The organism is Methylosinus sp. is20ea (assembly GCF_059718135.1).
On sequence record NZ_AP046088.1, the window covers coordinates 3,159,473 to 3,175,047 of the forward strand.

Annotated in this window: 19 protein-coding genes; 7 read left to right on the forward strand and 12 right to left on the reverse strand. The window is 63.8% G+C overall.

Annotation, left to right across the window (positions count from 1 at the left end; genetic code table 11):
• Positions 1-56: 56 nt before the first annotated feature.
• The 5 genes from AC6IY7_RS14880 to AC6IY7_RS14900 all read right to left on the reverse strand — a co-directional run bounded on the left by AC6IY7_RS14880 (position 57) and on the right by AC6IY7_RS14900 (position 2,637).
• The gene (locus AC6IY7_RS14880) at positions 57-335 is read right to left on the reverse strand and encodes a hypothetical protein (RefSeq protein ID WP_497780190.1); all 279 of its coding nucleotides are present in this window, start codon (positions 333-335) and stop codon (positions 57-59) included.
• Positions 332-538, reverse strand: a complete 207-nt coding sequence (locus tag AC6IY7_RS14885) for a hypothetical protein (protein WP_497780191.1) — start codon at positions 536-538, stop codon at positions 332-334. The genes AC6IY7_RS14880 and AC6IY7_RS14885 overlap by 4 nt, the downstream gene beginning before the upstream one ends.
• Positions 538-789 (reverse strand): hypothetical protein, encoded by a 252-nt coding sequence (locus AC6IY7_RS14890; RefSeq protein WP_497780192.1) that lies wholly within the window; start codon positions 787-789, stop codon positions 538-540. Before AC6IY7_RS14890 ends, AC6IY7_RS14885 begins: the two co-directional genes overlap by 1 nt.
• Before the next feature lie 75 nt (positions 790-864).
• Positions 865-1,347: a hypothetical protein gene (locus AC6IY7_RS14895; RefSeq protein WP_497780193.1), complete on the reverse strand. Its 483-nt coding sequence runs from the start codon at positions 1,345-1,347 to the stop codon at positions 865-867.
• A complete protein-coding gene (locus AC6IY7_RS14900; protein ID WP_497780194.1) occupies positions 1,348-2,637 on the reverse strand; it encodes a tyrosine-type recombinase/integrase in 1,290 nt (429 codons plus the stop codon).
• Between the two features lie 108 nt (positions 2,638-2,745).
• Here AC6IY7_RS14900 and AC6IY7_RS14905 point away from each other — a divergent pair, with 108 nt between their 5' ends.
• Positions 2,746-2,937 (forward strand): hypothetical protein, encoded by a 192-nt coding sequence (locus AC6IY7_RS14905; protein WP_497780195.1) that lies wholly within the window; start codon positions 2,746-2,748, stop codon positions 2,935-2,937.
• Between the two features lie 140 nt (positions 2,938-3,077).
• Here AC6IY7_RS14905 and AC6IY7_RS14910 read toward each other — a convergent pair whose 3' ends face one another.
• On the reverse strand, positions 3,078-3,257 hold the full coding sequence (locus AC6IY7_RS14910) for a hypothetical protein (protein ID WP_497780196.1): 180 nt from the start codon (positions 3,255-3,257) through the stop codon (positions 3,078-3,080).
• Between the two features lie 93 nt (positions 3,258-3,350).
• Here AC6IY7_RS14910 and AC6IY7_RS14915 point away from each other — a divergent pair, with 93 nt between their 5' ends.
• From AC6IY7_RS14915 to AC6IY7_RS14940, 6 genes are all read left to right on the forward strand, one after another.
• The gene (locus tag AC6IY7_RS14915) at positions 3,351-3,755 is read left to right on the forward strand and encodes a hypothetical protein (protein ID WP_497780197.1); all 405 of its coding nucleotides are present in this window, start codon (positions 3,351-3,353) and stop codon (positions 3,753-3,755) included.
• A gap of 382 nt (positions 3,756-4,137) precedes the next feature.
• Entirely contained in the window at positions 4,138-4,545 is a 408-nt protein-coding gene (locus AC6IY7_RS14920) for an ExbD/TolR family protein (protein WP_497780198.1), read from the forward strand.
• The gene (locus AC6IY7_RS14925) at positions 4,545-5,246 is read left to right on the forward strand and encodes a hypothetical protein (protein ID WP_497780199.1); all 702 of its coding nucleotides are present in this window, start codon (positions 4,545-4,547) and stop codon (positions 5,244-5,246) included. The genes AC6IY7_RS14920 and AC6IY7_RS14925 overlap by 1 nt, the downstream gene beginning before the upstream one ends.
• Before the next feature lie 20 nt (positions 5,247-5,266).
• Entirely contained in the window at positions 5,267-7,744 is a 2,478-nt protein-coding gene (locus AC6IY7_RS14930; protein WP_497780200.1) for a TonB-dependent receptor, read from the forward strand.
• Positions 7,745-7,746: 2 nt separating this feature from the next.
• Positions 7,747-8,358: a MotA/TolQ/ExbB proton channel family protein gene (locus AC6IY7_RS14935; protein ID WP_497780201.1), complete on the forward strand. Its 612-nt coding sequence runs from the start codon at positions 7,747-7,749 to the stop codon at positions 8,356-8,358.
• A 29-nt stretch (positions 8,359-8,387) separates the two neighbouring features.
• On the forward strand, positions 8,388-10,295 hold the full coding sequence (locus AC6IY7_RS14940; protein WP_497780202.1) for a bifunctional 2',3'-cyclic-nucleotide 2'-phosphodiesterase/3'-nucleotidase: 1,908 nt from the start codon (positions 8,388-8,390) through the stop codon (positions 10,293-10,295).
• 64 nt (positions 10,296-10,359) lie between these two features.
• On the opposite strand, the gene arsB is transcribed toward AC6IY7_RS14940, so the two are convergent.
• The 6 genes from arsB to AC6IY7_RS14970 form a co-directional block, all read right to left on the reverse strand.
• Positions 10,360-11,421, reverse strand: coding sequence for an ACR3 family arsenite efflux transporter (gene arsB / locus AC6IY7_RS14945; protein WP_497782855.1), 1,062 nt, complete (start codon positions 11,419-11,421; stop codon positions 10,360-10,362).
• Positions 11,422-11,509: 88 nt separating this feature from the next.
• Positions 11,510-11,962: an arsenate reductase (glutaredoxin) gene (arsC, locus tag AC6IY7_RS14950; RefSeq protein ID WP_497780203.1), complete on the reverse strand. Its 453-nt coding sequence runs from the start codon at positions 11,960-11,962 to the stop codon at positions 11,510-11,512.
• On the reverse strand, positions 11,959-12,468 hold the full coding sequence (locus tag AC6IY7_RS14955) for an ArsI/CadI family heavy metal resistance metalloenzyme (RefSeq protein ID WP_497780204.1): 510 nt from the start codon (positions 12,466-12,468) through the stop codon (positions 11,959-11,961). Before AC6IY7_RS14955 ends, arsC begins: the two co-directional genes overlap by 4 nt.
• Complete coding sequence (locus AC6IY7_RS14960; protein ID WP_497780205.1) at positions 12,465-12,809, reverse strand: ArsR/SmtB family transcription factor; 345 nt, start codon at positions 12,807-12,809, stop codon at positions 12,465-12,467. Before AC6IY7_RS14960 ends, AC6IY7_RS14955 begins: the two co-directional genes overlap by 4 nt.
• A 122-nt stretch (positions 12,810-12,931) precedes the next feature.
• A complete protein-coding gene (locus AC6IY7_RS14965; protein ID WP_497780206.1) occupies positions 12,932-14,548 on the reverse strand; it encodes an alpha-amylase family glycosyl hydrolase in 1,617 nt (538 codons plus the stop codon).
• Positions 14,549-14,625: 77 nt separating this feature from the next.
• Positions 14,626-15,516, reverse strand: coding sequence for an arsenate reductase/protein-tyrosine-phosphatase family protein (locus AC6IY7_RS14970; RefSeq protein WP_497780207.1), 891 nt, complete (start codon positions 15,514-15,516; stop codon positions 14,626-14,628).
• Positions 15,517-15,575 lie beyond the last annotated feature (59 nt).

The following is a 15,575-nucleotide window of genomic DNA, read 5'->3' on the forward strand; positions in this document are numbered from 1 at the left end:
CGCTTTGCGGGGCCGCGGCTTGCGGCCCTCGAGGAGGAGGAGGAGAGGGGGCGTCGTCATGTGCGCGTCCCTCCAAAGAGAGCGTCGCGCCATCCGGGAATCGCGCTGAAAAGTTCCGTCGCCCACGCGAGCGCCGAGCCATGAGACTTTGCCGGGACGATGTCCGAATAGAACATGTCCGGCCGCGTCTCATTCCAGTGCCGCACCTCGGCGCCGAAGATCGCCACGCTGTCAGCGGTCGGGTGGGCGCAGTTCTCGTCGAGGAGGCCGGCGACGGCGATCATGAGCTGTTCGCGCTCGGCCCGCGCCGCTGCGAAATCGATGATGGTGGTCATCCGCGCGCCTCCCCATAGCAGAGGCCGGCGACGAAGCTCGCGGCGATCGGCGAGAGGCGGAACCGGCGCGAGAGGAAGCGCACTCGAATTTCGTGGACTTCGGCCGATGTTTTGGCTATTTCATTCGGGGTCGAGCGCAAACCGACAACCGAATTTGAGACCCGGCCCGTCACCAGCGAGCCGGGTTTTTTCGTGGAGGCCATTACGCGGCGGCCTCCTCGATCTTCTTGCCGGCGACGCGACGGCCGATCGTGCGGCGGCCGAAGCCGAGTTCCTTGGACGCCTGTTCGGCGTTCACAAGCTCCTCGACCTCGGGCTCGCGCATCGGCTCGTCGGCCTTCATCAAACCATGCGCAATGAGGAGCGCGCGCTTGTAGGCCTCGAGGTCACGGCGGCGGAAAAAGAGCCGGCCGCGAAGACGGATCGGAGTGGGAAATTCGGGAATGTTGGACATTTCAAGCCCCGTCTCGGAGTGACGATGGCTATTCAACTAAATCCCGAAATTGCTGGATGCATCCTTAATACTTCTCTATGAAGTTTTGGGCTTGACTCCCATAAGGCGCTTCCCGCGCGCGGTCTTTCTAGCTACCGTCTTGTCCGACGCATGGCGCCCGATAACGAGATTGCTCGGCGCGATATCATTGTCTCGCGATCGGATACCAAGCCGCATATCGTCGCGATCATTCAAAAGAGCAGAAAATGCGTTTTTCTTTCCTTGCGAAGCAATTGAGAGCGCGTTCGCTACCAATTTAAAAGCGTCGTCAGAGCCTATTTTTCGTGCGGGTGACTTGCGCGGTTCTCGAAAATCAATACCGCACGATAGTTGATAAAGATTTTTCGCGGCGTCTCGAAGATAGTCGAGGCACCAATCGGGAAACCGCGGTTCTTCGTCGGTGTGAAGACAACGCGCTATTGCCTCCCAAACATAAAGAGGATTTCCGGTCTGCTCGTACCAGATTTTTATTCGATCTAGCGTCTCTTGACGGTCGTTCGCGTCGGGCGTCGTCATCATTCAAGCCCTCGCCTTTGCCAGCTCGACGACGTTTCCGGCCGGCTTATCTGAGACGATCGTGTCGACGCGCCGCGCCCATGCGTCGAGCGCTTGGCGTTTCTCGGCGCCGTAGGAGTAGCGGTTGTAAACGGCCGCGACGCCCTTGATCGTTCCGCTCTTGTGGTTGAGCACGGCCTCGACGACGTGCGGCGGAATGCCGAGCCCCGCCATGCCGCTGGCGGCCGTCCGGCGCAGGTCGTGAAGCGTCCAGCGCTCGGGCGCCTTCACCTTTTCCGGGTCGGCCGCGGCCTTTTGCATGGCCTCGAGAATGGCGGCGTCGAATTGCTCCTTCGCCCGGCTAAAGCCGGAGACCGGCGTCTTTCCCGTGGTCGTGAAGACGTAGCCGGGCGCTTCCTTGTCGCCTTCGATCTTCGGAAGGCTCTTCAGGATAGTGACGGCGGCCTCCGACAGCGGGACTTCATGGGCGGCGCCGTTCTTCGCGCGCTCCTTTGGAATCGTCCACAGCTTGCCGGCGAGGTCGACCTCCGACCAACGCATTTCGCCTACCTCGTCTCGGCGAGCGCCAGTCAATAGGAGGAGCTTCGCCAGCGGGCCAAAAGGCCAGCCAATGGCGTCGAAGGCTTTCCAAGCGAGCCTTAGCTCGCCATCAGTCAGCACGCGGTCGCGGCTCGTCTCCCCGGCCGGAGCGCGCACCTTCTCGCACGGCGATGCTTCGATGATACCGCGCTCGACTGCCCAAGAGCACATGCGGCGCAGCGCCGCGAGCGTCCGGTTCGCGACGATCGGCGCGCCCCGGTCGATGATCTTATCGAGGAGGTCGTGAACGTCGGCCCGGCCAATCGAAGAAAGGCGTTTGCCACGCCAAGCCCCGACGATCTCCTTATTGAGAAGGCGCTCGGTCTCTTTCCAGCTCGACTCGCGGGTCTGCTTCTTGGCGTAGCGGTCGACGAAGCTCTCGACGACGTTCTCGACGCGGTCGCGGTCACTCTCGACAGCCGCGCGGGCCGCCGCCTTGGCGGCCTGCTTGGCGGCGGCCGGGTCCTCGCCGCGCGCGACTGTCTTCGCGGCGTCGCCAGCGAGCTCGCGCGCCGACCTGAGATCGATGTGAGGGTAGGGGCCGATCGTCAGCTTTTTCGGTTTCCCGTGCATCCGATAGCGATACGCCCAAGAGGCGGCGCCGGAAGGTTGCAGCACATAGAAGAGCCCGCGTGTGTGGCCGTCCGGGACTTCGCGCCGGGTCGCGCCGGGCTTCAGGTTTTCGAGCGCCTTGACGGTGAGGTCCTTCGCCATGAATGCCCCCGAGTGTGTTACCCAATGTGTGCAGGGTAGTATGAGGGTAACGAAAATGGCGCGTCTTGCGATGTTACCCCGTGTCTGAGACACTACGGGACAATAGCCATGTTTGCAAGCGAAATACGAAGATATTTTGAGCAGTCGCGTCCTGATTTGCCTGCCCGCGTCTTGGCAAAAATCCTGACTTTTAATCAGAGGGTCATGGGTTCGAGTCCCATCGCGCTCACCAAGGAAATCAAGTTGCAGCGCGAGCGGACGCTCGACGCGCTGAAGTCGGACAATCGCCGAACGGTTTGATCCGACAGCGGATGGTTGCTGATCTCGACCGCCAGGCGGCCACACGCGCTGCTGACCTCACTCCGAGCGTGACAGCAGCGCGTAAGGCTTTCGCGTCCGTCAGTCCGCATTGCGTGCGGCCGCGCGACGATCTCGAAGCGTTACACGCGCTCGCTCGGCGATTGCACGGCCCGGCGCCGCCTCTCGCGCGCGCCCGCTTCCGTCGCGCACTCTGGATAGCGGTCGGACGCACGTGCGTTATGGTCGCCATCCTCTTCGGCGGCGTTTTTCTCTCGAATGCAGGGGGCGCGCGATATCAGCAATTCGAGATCGAGGCGCATCGTGCGCGTCTCGCCGCTCTCGAAGAATTGGCGACATCGACGCTGAGGAGCGAGATCGCCTCGATCACCAGCCTCGGCGGCGATCGCTACGAGGTGACGATCTATCTGGAAAACACCAAGCGGGATCCCCCGATCTACGTCATGTCGCCGAGCGTCCGGACCTTCGTTCAGGTGGGAAGCGGTTGGCAAGAAGCGTCGCTCGCGCCGATCGCCGATGCGACCGCTTCCGTTCTGAAAGTCACCGGTCGGCAGCTCTATCGGTTCACACTGGAAACGCGCATCACGAAATTCACCGAGCTCCTGCCGCATTACATGCATGTCCGTTTCACCAACGATATGCTCGTCAGTCCGGAAAGCACGCCGAAGGACGATATCTTTCAGCGAAGCGATAATTATTTCGTCTATCTCAAGCCGAACGGTGTCGCGGATGAAACGATCCTCCAGGACGTTCACTTCGCCGGCGCGCCGCCTTTGTGGATTTGGATGCCGCCTCATTGAGCGGCGCTCGCGGCCTTGAGCGTGTGGTCGAGAATACATCACCGCAGCTTATTCGCCGTCGGTTCGCGCGCCGGCGGACGGGAGCGCTTATCGCCGACTCGCCGCGAGTGACCTTCGGTCGCGCCGCTCCGCCGTTGGCGTTCGGAGCGCCGCGTCGAGCATGAGGCAAGTGCGCGCAGGTTCGATTTCACCGCGCCTGTGGCAGAAGCGCAACAATCGTGCGTATACGTATTTGTCCCTAGGCAATGCTGGGGTCGTGGGCAAATTAAGGCGAAAAGACGTCGTATTTTTGAATGTCAGGTGACTTTTCTAGTCATGAATTTGAATCAAACGCACCCTCATGAGTAGTTCGAAGTCGATAACTACCTAGGGAGCTCGTCGAATGCGGAATTGGCCGGAGCGCCGCGAGAGACACGCGCGCATCGAAATTATTCCGATGATCGACGTGATGATGTTCCTGCTGGTCTTCTTCGTTTTGATCAGCATCAATGTGCTTCCGGCGCTCGGGCTCAAAGTCACGCCGCCGAGCTCTGCTCATCCGGACAAGGTCGTCGAGCGCACACGCGTGACGATCGGCATCGATCGCGCCGGCGACACCTTTCTCGACGGCCGGCCGATCTCGCTATCCGAGCTTCCCGAGCGCCTGCGCGGCCTCGCGAGCGAGGACAAGCCGCTCGCCGTCGTCATCAGCGGCGACGAAGGCGCGGGACTTCAAAGTCTCGTCTCGGTCCTGGACGCGCTCAAGGCGGCGAAAGTCGCGAGCGCCTCCATCGTCACGAGGCCGCAATAGTGCGGGCCAGACTGGCGATGGACAGGCTCGACGTCGCGAGCAACGCCGCCGGCCTCGCCGGCGCGCTGACGCTGCTCGCTCTGGCGCTGACGATGGCGCCTGAGACAAATCTGGTCTCGCCGGCCGATCCAGGCGCGCCGACGATGGAGATCGCGCTCGATCTGCCGGTCGAGACAGAAGCGTCCGAGCCGCCTCCGCCGGAGCCGCTTCAAGAGACGCCCATAGACGCGCCGCAGCCGCAGACGCTCGAGGAGACGCCGCCGCCGAGCGACGCGCCTGCGCCGGTCGCGGCGCGACCGAAGCCGCAAAAGCCCGAAAAGCCGCAGCCGAAAGCAGAAGAGCGTCCGCGCAAGGAACGCAGCGACGAGTCCAAGGCCGATTCGAAACGTGTAGCGCGCGAGAAGCCTGCCGCCGCGCGGCGGGGCGAAGCCGCCGCGGCCGAGCGAAGCTCGCGCGCTTCCGGCAATGTCTCCGCCTTCCGCGCCTGTCTCGCCGGCGCGCCCTATCCGACGTCCAAGGACGCGCGGCTGCAAAAGCCTTCGGGCTCCGTCGGCATAGCGATCTCGGGCGGCTCGGCCTCCGTCACCAGCAGCTCCGGCTCACCGATCCTCGATTCCGCCGCGCGTTCCCGCGCCGTCGCCTGCGCCTCTTCGGCCGGCGGCGGCGCGCTCAGCGGCGTCGTCGTCTTCCACCCGAGATAGTTCGCAACAGAGGTCTTCTGATGAAGTTCCGTGTCCTCACGCTCGCCCTGCTCGCCGGCGCCTCGACGCCGACCCTCGCTCTGGCGCAATCGGCGCAGGAGCCGCAAAAGCCCGCGCATGACAGCCGTTCGCAGAGCGGTCTCACCGCGGCGCCGACCGACTTCGGCCGCGTCGACATTTATGGTAATGGCGCAGCCGCGCCGGCGCCGGACGGCGTCAACCGCCAGGATTTGGGCGGCGGCTATATGATCGAGGAAGAAGCGGTGAAGACGCGTTCGACAGTGACGCGCGACGCTATCGCCAAAATGTCGCCGACCGCCAATCCCTATCAGATGATCAATCTCCTGCCGGGCGTCGTCATCACCAGCACCGACAATTCCGGCCTCAATGGCGGCAACATACGTATCCGCGGCTACAACAGCGATCAGCTCGGCCTCACCATCGAGGGCATGCCGGTCAACGACTCGGGCAATTACGCGCTCTATCCGCAGGAATATGTCGATAGCGAGAACATAGAGCAGATCTCGATCGCGCAAGGCTCGCCCGATCTCGACAGCCCGCACATCGGCGCCTCTGGCGGCGTCATCAACATCTATATGCGCGATCCCTCGAAGACGCGCGGCGGCTTCGTCGATTTCTCCTACGGCATGCACAGCCTGACCCGTGAGTTCGCGCGCGCGGAGACAGGCCAGATCGGCGATTTCCGCGCCTATGTGTCCTATTCGCATTACACGGAGAATCATTGGTCCGGTCCCGGCGCGAACGAGCGCCAGCATGTCGACTTCAAAGGCGTGTGGGAGCCGAGCCAGGGCAATCGCATCGGCCTCTCGGTGATCTTCAACGACGCGCTGAACAATTTCTATCAATATCCGACGCTCGGCAGCTACAATACGCTCGGCGCGAGGTCGGTCGGCTACAATAACGCGCTGCCCTTGTCCTACTTCGTCCCTCCGGCCGGCTCGCCGCCGGGCGCCTGGGACCGCTCCGCCAATCAGGCGAATCTCTATTACAAATGGCGCATCAACCCGTTCCGCAATCTGATCGTCAGCGCGCCTTCGACCTTCACGATCAGCAAGGACGTCACCTATGACGCCATTCCCTATTTCTGGTACGGCTACGGAAACGGCGGCGGCGTGACCTCGGTGACGGAGACGTCCTTCAATTACGGACGCTTCAACATCGGCGCGGCGGATTGGAACAACAACGGCGTCGTCACCAAGAACGACAAGGGGATGTACTATAATCCCTCGATCACCGAGACGCTTCGCCCGGGCCTCGTCAACAAATTCACCTTCGATCTCGGCGATCACAAGCTGATGCTCGGCTATTGGTTCGAATATGCGAACCACCGCCAGACTGCTCCTTACGCTTTCCTCAACGCCGACGGCTCGGTCGCCGATCCCTATATCGACTCCGGCGCGATCACCATTCCGGGCGTCGGCGCGCCGCAGTTTCGTGATCTCTTGACGCAAACGATCACCAATACGGGCTTCGTCAGCGACACTTGGTCGTTGCTCGACGACAAGCTGACGATCGAGTCGGGCGTGAAGGTCGCGTCCATCCATCGCTCGGTCTATAATTTCCTGCCCGGCGTGACGCCGCTCAACACACAGAGCGATCTCGTCGCTCTGCCGCAGGCCGGCTTTCGCTACAAGTTCTGGGATTACCACCAGGTCTTCGGCTCGGTCGGCACCTCCTTCCGCTCGACGCCGAATTTCGCGCTCGCCGACACGGTGAACACCAGCAGCGGCGCGCTGACGCCGGCCAATCGTCTCGCCCCGGAAAAGGCGGTCACCGTCGAGCTCGGCCATCGCTATCAGAGCCCGCTGTTCGCCACGTCGGTGTCTCTCTATGGCTCGCATTACGAGAATCATCAGATCAGCACCTCCGTGTTCCTGCCGAACTCCAGCTCCTCGGTGAGCACCACGATCAACGCCGGCGCGGTCGATCTCTGGGGCGTCGCGGCGGAGATCGGCACGCGGCCGATCTATAATTTCCGGCCCTATCTCTCGGCCAATTACCTGCAGACGCGCATTCTCGACAATCTGTCGACTTCGGGCACGACGCCGGCCGGTTCGCCCATCTCGTCGATCAACGACTTCCTGCCGACCAAGGGCAAGCATCTGCCGAATTCCCCCACCTGGACCGGCGCGCTCGGCGTCGACTATGACGACGGCCATATTCTCGGCAATCTGGCCGCCAAGGTGACGAGCCGGCAATATTCGACCTTCATGAACGACGAATCCATCTCGCCCTACGCCCGTATCGACGCCATGGTCGGCTATCGCTTCGACGACATCGCCTTCGGCAAGAAGCCGGAGCTGCGCGTCAACCTCTACAACATCACCAACACGCATTCGCTGACCGGTCCCAATAGCGTGAAGAACAATGCGCTGCCGACTGTCGGACTGTATGGCAATGTGGTCGCCGCCAGCGCGCCGACCTATTACGTCGGCCAGGGCTTCTCGGCGACGGCGACCTTCTCGATGGGCTTTTGACCATGCAGATCGATCACGCCTTCTTCCACGAGGTCTGCATCGACATCCTCTACGGATGCCTGATTCTGCTCGCCTTCGTGCTCATCGAGCGGCTCGTCTATTACGCTATGCTGGCGCTGCGCTCCCGCAAGATCAGCGCCGCGATAAAAGCCCATGCGCTCGGAACCTCGACGACGCCGAAACCTTTCGGCGATGATGAGCTCAGCCGCAGCTTCGCCGAATATGTCGCCGCGCAGAATGAGCCCGGCTGCACCCGCGCCCGCGTCGAGGATCTGTCCTCGGCGTTGTTCATCCGGGTCGACGCCAAGATCAGCGCGCGCCTGTGGATGCTCGACACCATCGTCACCGCGGCGCCGCTGCTCGGCTTGCTCGGCACGATCCTCGGCATAATGGACACGTTCAACGCTCTGTCGTCCGGCGGCGTCTCCGATCCCGCTGCGGTGAGCCGCGGCATCGCCGCTGCGCTCGTCGCCACGGCGGTCGGCATCGGCACGGCGCTCGTCGGGCTGATCGCCCATAATCTGCTGCATCGACAGGCCGACGTCATCATCGACGGCTTCAAGAGCGCGCTGCTCGCCGCGACGCGCGACAGGCTGCCGGCGGCTGCCGAATAGGAAGGCGCGAGCCAAAGAGGGAAACGCCCATGCCGATCACGCGACGCGAGCTTCTGGCCGGCAGCGCGGCGCTCGCCGTGGGCTTTCCCACCATTGCGCGCGCCGCGCCGCGCGTCGAGCTGCATCTGCTCGAGACCTCGGACCTGCACATGTTCGTGCTGGACTGGGATTATTATCATGCGCGGCCGGACCCGACCGTCGGACTGAGCAAGATCGCGAGCCTCATAGCAGAGGCGCGCGCGCAAGCGCAAAATGCGCTGCTTTTCGATAATGGCGATCTTCTCCAGGGCAGCCCGCTCGGCGACTATGTCGCGCGGCAGGGGGACCTTGCCTCTGGCGCGCATCCTGTCTTCCGCGCGATGAATCACATGCGCTATGATGCGGCGACGCCGGGCAATCACGAATTCAACTTCGGATTGGACTTCCTCGAGCGCTCGCTCGCCGGCGCTGCCTTCCCCTATATCGGCGCCAATATCGAGCGCGCCGATGGCGCGGCTTTTCTGCCGCCCTTCCGCATTCTCACGCGGCGGCTCATGGATGACGGCGGCGTCTCGCATGAATTGCGGATCGGCGTCATCGGCCTCGCGCCGCCGCAGATCATGATCTGGGACAGGGCCCATCTCGAAGGTCGCCTGCGGTGCGGCGACATGGTGGCCGCGGCGCGCCGATATGTGCCCATTCTGCGCGCGCAATGCGATATTCTGGTTGCGCTCTGCCATTCCGGGATCGACGCCCGCGCCGCGGCCGGCGCAGAGAACGCCTGTCTTCAGATCGCCGCTGTTCCCGGCGTCGACGCGATCATGATGGGACACGCGCATCGCGTCTTTCCCGGTCCCGATTACGCCGGCGTCGAGGGCGTCGACGCCGAGCGCGGGACGCTCGCCGGAGTCCCTGCGGTGATGCCGGGCTTCTGGGGCAGCCATCTCGGCGTCATCGATCTCACGCTCGCGCGCGACGGCGAGCGCTGGACCGTCGATCGGTTTCGGACGGAAGCGCGGCCGATCTACAAGCGCGAGGCCGCAAAAATCACCCCGCTCGCCGAAGCCGATCCCGCGATCGCGTCGATCGTCGCGCCCGAGCACGAGGCGACGCGACGCTGGGTCGATCAGCCGATCGGCGAGATAGCGTCCCCGCTCTTCTCCTATTTCGTCTGGATCGGAATCGATCCCGTCGGGGCGCTCGTCAATGCGGCGCAGCTGGCCTATGCGCGCCCGCTACTCGAGGGGACGCCTCATGCGGGGCTTCCGCTGCTCTCCGCCGTCGCGCCGTTTCGGGCGGGCTACACGCCCGACTCCTATATCGATCTCGACCCCGGCCCTGTGGCGCTGCGGCATGTCGCCGACATCTACCCCTATCCCAATGCGCTCGTCGCCGTGCGCGTGACGGGCGCCGTGCTGCGCGAATGGCTGGAATGCGCGGCGCGCGTGTTCCGCCGCGTCGATCGCGACGCGGCAGGGCCGCAGCTGCTGTTCGATCGTCGCACGCCGTCCTACAATTTCGATGTCATAGCCGGCCTCGACTATCGCATCGACGTCTCGGCGCTGGCGCGCTACGATTCCAGCGGCAATCTGCGGCCTGACGCCACGCGCATCGTCGATCTGCGCTACGCCGGCCGCGCGGTCGATCCCGCGCAGGAATTCATCGTCGTGACGAACAATTACCGGGCCGATGGCGGCGGCAAGTTTCCGGGCCTCGATGGACGAAACGTCGTGCTGCGCGCGCCCGATTCCAATCGCGACGCCGTCGAGCGCTTCCTGCGCGGGGGCGGCTCCATTCCCGATGCGAAACCCTGGTCCTTCGCGCCGCTCGGTCGTCGCGTCACTGTCGCTTTCGACTCCGCGCCGGCGGCTGCCCGCCGTCTCGCCGAGGCGCCCGGCCTTCGCGCCACGACGCGAGAGGAAGCGGGCTATTTGCGCTACGAATACGATCTCGCCTGAACCACAGGCGGCGCTATTCGCGCCGCTGCCGTCGTTGCTTTCGCCTTTGCGACTTCCAGCTCGTTTATCCGATTTTTCCGATTGTCGCTCGAGCGCGCGCGGCGCCGGCGCTTTCGTACCATGCCCGCGAGCGGCGGACGATATGGACGACGGAGAGCATGACGGGCACCTCGACCAGCACGCCGACCACGGTCGCGAGCGCCGCGCCCGATTGGAAGCCGAACAAAGCGATCGCCGTCGCGACGGCCAGCTCGAAGAAATTGCTGGCGCCGATCAGCGCCGAAGGCCCGGCGACGCACCATTCGACGCCGAGGCGGCGATTGAGGAGATAGGCGAGGCCGGCGTTGAAATAGACCTGAATCAGGATCGGCGTGGCGAGCAGCGCGATGACCAGCGGCTGACGCATGATCTCCTCGCCCTGTAGGCCGAACAGAATGACGAGCGTCAGCAGCAGAGCGACGAGCGAGAGCGGGCCGAGCACGCGCAGCGTCGCAGCCAGCGCAGCAGCGCCGCCCTTCGCCAGCAGCGCGCGCCGCCAGAGCTGCGATGCGATCACCGGCGCGACGATATAGAGGCCGACCGACAGCAGCAGCGTGCCCCAAGGCACGGTGATCGACGACAGGCCGAGCAGCAGAGCGACGAGGGGCGCGAAAGCGACGATCATGATCGTGTCGTTGAGCGCGACTTGCGACAAAGTGAAATGCGGCTCGCCGTCGACGAGGTTGGACCAGACGAAGACCATCGCCGTGCAGGGCGCAGCCGCCAGTAGAATGAGGCCGGCGATATAGGCGTCGATCTGATCGGCCGGCAAATAGGGCCGGAACAGATGCGCGATGAACAGCCAGCCGAGCAGCGCCATAGAGAAGGGCTTGACGAGCCAATTGATGCCGACCGTGACGGCGATGCCGCGCCAATGCTCGCGCACCTTAGCCAGCGCGGCGGGGTCGATCTTCAGCAGCATGGGGATGATCATCAGCCACACCAGCGCCGCGACCGGGAGATTCACTTGCGCGACCGTCGCCGCGCCGATGGCGTGGAAGACGGAAGGCGCCGTCTGGCCGAGCGCGATGCCGACGATGATGCAGAGCGCCACCCATAGCGTCAGATAGCGCTCGAAGACGCCCATGGCGGGAGCCGCGGCGGCTTTGCTTTGGTCGGGCTCCATGGCGGCCGGAGTTGCGCGCAATTCCATCGGACGTCCTTTCGGTAAAATATCAGGCGGCTTCGCCGGAGCGCCCCGCCAATTCCAGAAGGCGAGGAACGCCGACCAGCTCGCCGTCCTCCTTGCGGAACTCCCCGCGTTGCGGCAGCGGCAGAATGTCCAGAACCGCCTCCGATGGACGGCACAGCCTCACGCCCATAGAGGTGACGACGATCGGCCGATTGATGAGGATCGGATGCGCCATCATCGCGTCGAGCAAGCGCTCGTCGGTCAGCGTCGGATCGCCGAGGCCGAGCTCGTGATAGGGCGTCCCCTTTTCCCGCAGCAGCGCCCGCGTCGATATCCCCATTCGCGCGATCAGCTGCGCCAGCAGCGCGCGCGTCGGCGGCGTCTTCAAATATTCGATCACATGCGGCTCTATGCCGGCGTTGCGGATGAGGCCGAGCGTGTTGCGCGAGGTTCCGCAATCGGGATTGTGATAGACGATCACATCGGGCGCGCTCATGCGCTCTCCTTCGCGCCGCAGCACGGCGCCTTTGCGGGAAGTTCCGGCTTCGGCGGACAGCATTCGCCTTGCGGCGTCGTCGGCGCGCAGCAGGCGTTCGCCTCGCCCTTCAGCGCGTCCAGCGCTGGATCGCCGCCAAAGACCGCGCTCTCGCCGGTTGTCAGGAAGGTCTCCCACATCAACCCCTGCGGGTCGGCGATCCAGGATTTTTCCGACTTCGCATAGCAGCAGGTCGTCGCGCCCTCTTCATAGACGAGGCCGCCGGCCTGCTTCAGGCGTCCATAGACGTCTTGCAGCTCGTCCGTGGTTTCGACCTGAATGCCGAGATGCTCCAATCCGGGGCTCGCGCCCCGCGCGGAAATGGCGAAATTCACGCGCGGATCGTCGAGCATCCATTTGGCGTAATCGGGCTTTGCGACCGTCGGCGCGGCGCCGAACAGCGCGCTGTAGAAATGGATGGATCGCGGTAGGTCCTCGACGGACACATGTAGATGCAGGCGCTTCATGGAACCCTCTCGGTCTGGCAGCTCGCATCGGCTTCTGTGACGCAGCAAGCGGCGGCGTCGCCCTTGCAGCAATTCTCCGTGAGATAGGCGAGCAGCGCGTTCATGACGGGATAGGCGGCCGAATAGATCAAGGATCGGCCCTCGCGGCGGAAGGTTACGAGATCGGCGTGCTTGAGCTGATTGAGGTGGAACGACAGCGTCGTCGCCGGAAGCCCGAGCCGCTCGCTGATTTGTCCCGCCGGAAGCCCCTCGGGGCCGGCCTGCATCAGCAGCCGGAAGATATCGAGCCGGGACTCGTGGGCGAGCGCCACGAGGGCCGTGATGGCGGATGTCTTTTCCATAGTTCCAATATATTTGAATTATAGGGGACGTCAAGGCGCGGCATAGTGGGGCGCGGCGAATTTCGGCTTGTGAGCCATTTCGGTCATTTCGCCGAACAGCCTGATCGGCATGGAAAACCGGCCTAGGCGCGACGCCCGCTATGCGCACCGCCACTGAAAGTGACGATGATCCCTTCATAGGGACGAAGTTCGAGCCTAGACTCCACGGGACGCCTTTCGCGATCGGCATGCGTCGAGATTGCGACCTCGGCGCTCGTCGGCTGTGGGATTCTAAGATCCGACGCCCGCTGGCCGAGATTCAGAGCTATGAGCATGCGCTCACGATCCGCGGCGCGTTCATATAGGAGGACGTCTTCGTCCGCGCCGGACATCAGACGCCAGCCGCCGCTGTGCAGCGCAACGTGCTCGCGTCTGAAATGAAGCAGTCGCCTCACCAAAACGAGAAGCGACGTCTCGTCGCGGCGCATCGTCGCGATGTTGCGCGCAGCGTGATCCGCCGTAAGCGGGAGCCACGGCTCTCTCGTCGAGAAGCCGGCGAATTCGCCTGCGTCCCACTGCATCGGGGTTCGCGACGGATCGCGGCCGACGCCTATGCCGGGCTCCTGCTTCTCCCACGGATCTTGAACTCTTTCGGGCGCAATCTCGACATGTCCAATGCCGAGCTCGTCGCCGTAATAGAGCGTAGGCGTTCCGCGCAGCGTCAGCAGCAGCATGGCCGCGAGGCGGACGCGCTCCGCTCCGACGCGGGTGGCGACGCGTGGTCTGTCGTGATTGCTCGAGACCCAATTCGGCCATGCGCCTGCAGGCAACGCGGCCTCATATGTTTCGATCACCTCGGACAGCTCGCGCGCGCTCCAGCGCGCAGTCAGCAGCGAGAAATTGAAGGGGAGATGGGCTCCTTGCAGATTTTCGCCGTAATATGCGACCAGCCGATCGAGGGGTAGATAGACCTCGCCGATCAACACACGGTCCTCGAACTCGTCGACGACGCGCCGCATCTCGGCGACGACGTCGTGCACCTCCGGCTGGTCGGCGGAGTAGATCGGTAGAAGGCGGTCGATCTCGGGATCGCTCGCCGTCCAGGCGGGATTGTGCGGATTGTCGCGAAACGCCGCGTCTTTCATCAAATGCCAGATCACATCGACGCGAAACCCGTCCACACCGCGCCGCAGCCAGAACCGCATCACCTCCTGCATCGCCGCCCGAACCTGCGGGTTGCGCCAATTCAAATCCGGCTGCTCGGCGAGATAGGCGTGGTAGAAGTATTGCTGCGCGCACGTGTCCCATGTCCAAGCGCTGCCGCCGAAATGGCTGAGCCAATTGTTGGGCGGTCCGCCGTCCGGCGCCGGATCGCGCCAGATGTACCAGTCGCGCTTCGGATCGGACCGCGATCGCCTGCTGTCGCGAAACCAGGGGTGATCGATCGAGGTGTGATTCGGAACCAGGTCGACGATCACCTTCAAGCGGCGCGCATGCGCTTCTTCGACGAGCCGATCGAAGCTCGTGAGCGAGCCGAACATCGGATCGACGTCGCAATGATCGGTGACGTCGTAGCCGAAGTCGCGCATGGGTGAGGGATAGAAGGGCGATAGCCAAATGGCGTCGACGCCCAGCCATTCCAAATAGTCGAGCCGACCGCATACGCCATCGAGATCGCCGATCCCGTCGTCGTTCGAGTCCTGAAAGGATCGCGGATAGATTTGATAGATCGTCCCGGTTCGCCACCACTTATGAGACATGATGCGGTCCTCGAATGGATGGGCGACCGACGTGCGCTCCTGGCGCCTTGTGGAAATCATTACCACCACATCCACATTCACGCCGCATTATTCACCGCCAGCTCCGTCGCCCCCTCCATCGTCGCAATGTCGGCGAGACGGCTCTTCAGAGCGGCCCGGTCCAATGACTCGAAGGGCAGATTGACGAAGGCCGTCAGCCGCGCGCCGAGGCGGCGATAGGCTTCCATGAAGGCGGCGCGCTTCTGCGCATCGTCGCCCTTCGGCAGAGCCGGATCGGCGACGCCCCAATGCGCCAGCAGCGCATTGCGCGGCCAGGGGCCGCAGGGCTGCTCGCATATGTCGTCGCAGAGGGTGATGACGAAATCCATGCGCGGCGCATCTGGCTTGGTGAATTCCTTCCAGCTCTTGGACCGAAACGCGCGCGTGTCATAGCCGAGCGACGACAGCAGTTCCAGGCCGATCGGATCGGGCCGCTCGGCGGGTCGGCTGCCCGCCGAATAAGCGCAAAAGCGGTCGCCGCCCTCTCGGTTCAGGATCGCCTCCGCCAGAATGGAGCGCGCGGCGTTGCCCGAGCAGAGAAACAGAACATTGCGGACCCGCTTGCCCGCCGCTTTCGGACGTTTCTGCGGAAAGGCGGGCGCGGCGAGAGCCGGAAGCGCGACATCGTCGAGCGATGCGCCGAGATCGGCCAGCATCGTCGTGAGCACATGGCCCAATTTGCTGGAATTGGCGGCGTAGATGACCGAGCGCCCCTCGCGTCGTCCGAGCACGAGGCCGGCGCGCTCGAGATGGGCGATATGGGTCGACAAAGTATTGTGCGGCACGGCCAGCAGGCGGGCGATGTCGCCCGCCGGCAGTCCATAGGGAAGATAGCGCAGCAGCAGGCGATAGGCCTCGAGCCGCGTCGTCTGCGCCAGGGCCTCGAAAATGCCGACGATCACCTCCGCGGCGAGCCGATCTTCCGCCAATTCTCTTCCTCCGCCCGGCCGGCGCGGATCATCGCCGTCCTCGGTGAAAGATAGCCCAT

Coding starts and splice junctions, on each gene's coding strand:
- AC6IY7_RS14880 (WP_497780190.1), bottom strand. CDS start 335: ATGACCACCATCATCGATTTCGCAGCGGCGCGGGCCGAGCGCGAACAG.
- AC6IY7_RS14885 (WP_497780191.1), bottom strand. CDS start 538: ATGGCCTCCACGAAAAAACCCGGCTCGCTGGTGACGGGCCGGGTCTCA.
- AC6IY7_RS14890 (WP_497780192.1), bottom strand. CDS start 789: ATGTCCAACATTCCCGAATTTCCCACTCCGATCCGTCTTCGCGGCCGG.
- AC6IY7_RS14895 (WP_497780193.1), bottom strand. CDS start 1,347: ATGATGACGACGCCCGACGCGAACGACCGTCAAGAGACGCTAGATCGA.
- AC6IY7_RS14900 (WP_497780194.1), bottom strand. CDS start 2,637: ATGGCGAAGGACCTCACCGTCAAGGCGCTCGAAAACCTGAAGCCCGGC.
- AC6IY7_RS14905 (WP_497780195.1), top strand. CDS start 2,746: ATGTTTGCAAGCGAAATACGAAGATATTTTGAGCAGTCGCGTCCTGAT.
- AC6IY7_RS14910 (WP_497780196.1), bottom strand. CDS start 3,257: ATGCGCCTCGATCTCGAATTGCTGATATCGCGCGCCCCCTGCATTCGA.
- AC6IY7_RS14920 (WP_497780198.1), top strand. CDS start 4,138: ATGCGGAATTGGCCGGAGCGCCGCGAGAGACACGCGCGCATCGAAATT.
- AC6IY7_RS14930 (WP_497780200.1), top strand. CDS start 5,267: ATGAAGTTCCGTGTCCTCACGCTCGCCCTGCTCGCCGGCGCCTCGACG.
- AC6IY7_RS14935 (WP_497780201.1), top strand. CDS start 7,747: ATGCAGATCGATCACGCCTTCTTCCACGAGGTCTGCATCGACATCCTC.
- AC6IY7_RS14940 (WP_497780202.1), top strand. CDS start 8,388: ATGCCGATCACGCGACGCGAGCTTCTGGCCGGCAGCGCGGCGCTCGCC.
- arsB (WP_497782855.1), bottom strand. CDS start 11,421: ATGGGCGTCTTCGAGCGCTATCTGACGCTATGGGTGGCGCTCTGCATC.
- arsC (WP_497780203.1), bottom strand. CDS start 11,962: ATGAGCGCGCCCGATGTGATCGTCTATCACAATCCCGATTGCGGAACC.
- AC6IY7_RS14955 (WP_497780204.1), bottom strand. CDS start 12,468: ATGAAGCGCCTGCATCTACATGTGTCCGTCGAGGACCTACCGCGATCC.
- AC6IY7_RS14960 (WP_497780205.1), bottom strand. CDS start 12,809: ATGGAAAAGACATCCGCCATCACGGCCCTCGTGGCGCTCGCCCACGAG.
- AC6IY7_RS14965 (WP_497780206.1), bottom strand. CDS start 14,548: ATGTCTCATAAGTGGTGGCGAACCGGGACGATCTATCAAATCTATCCG.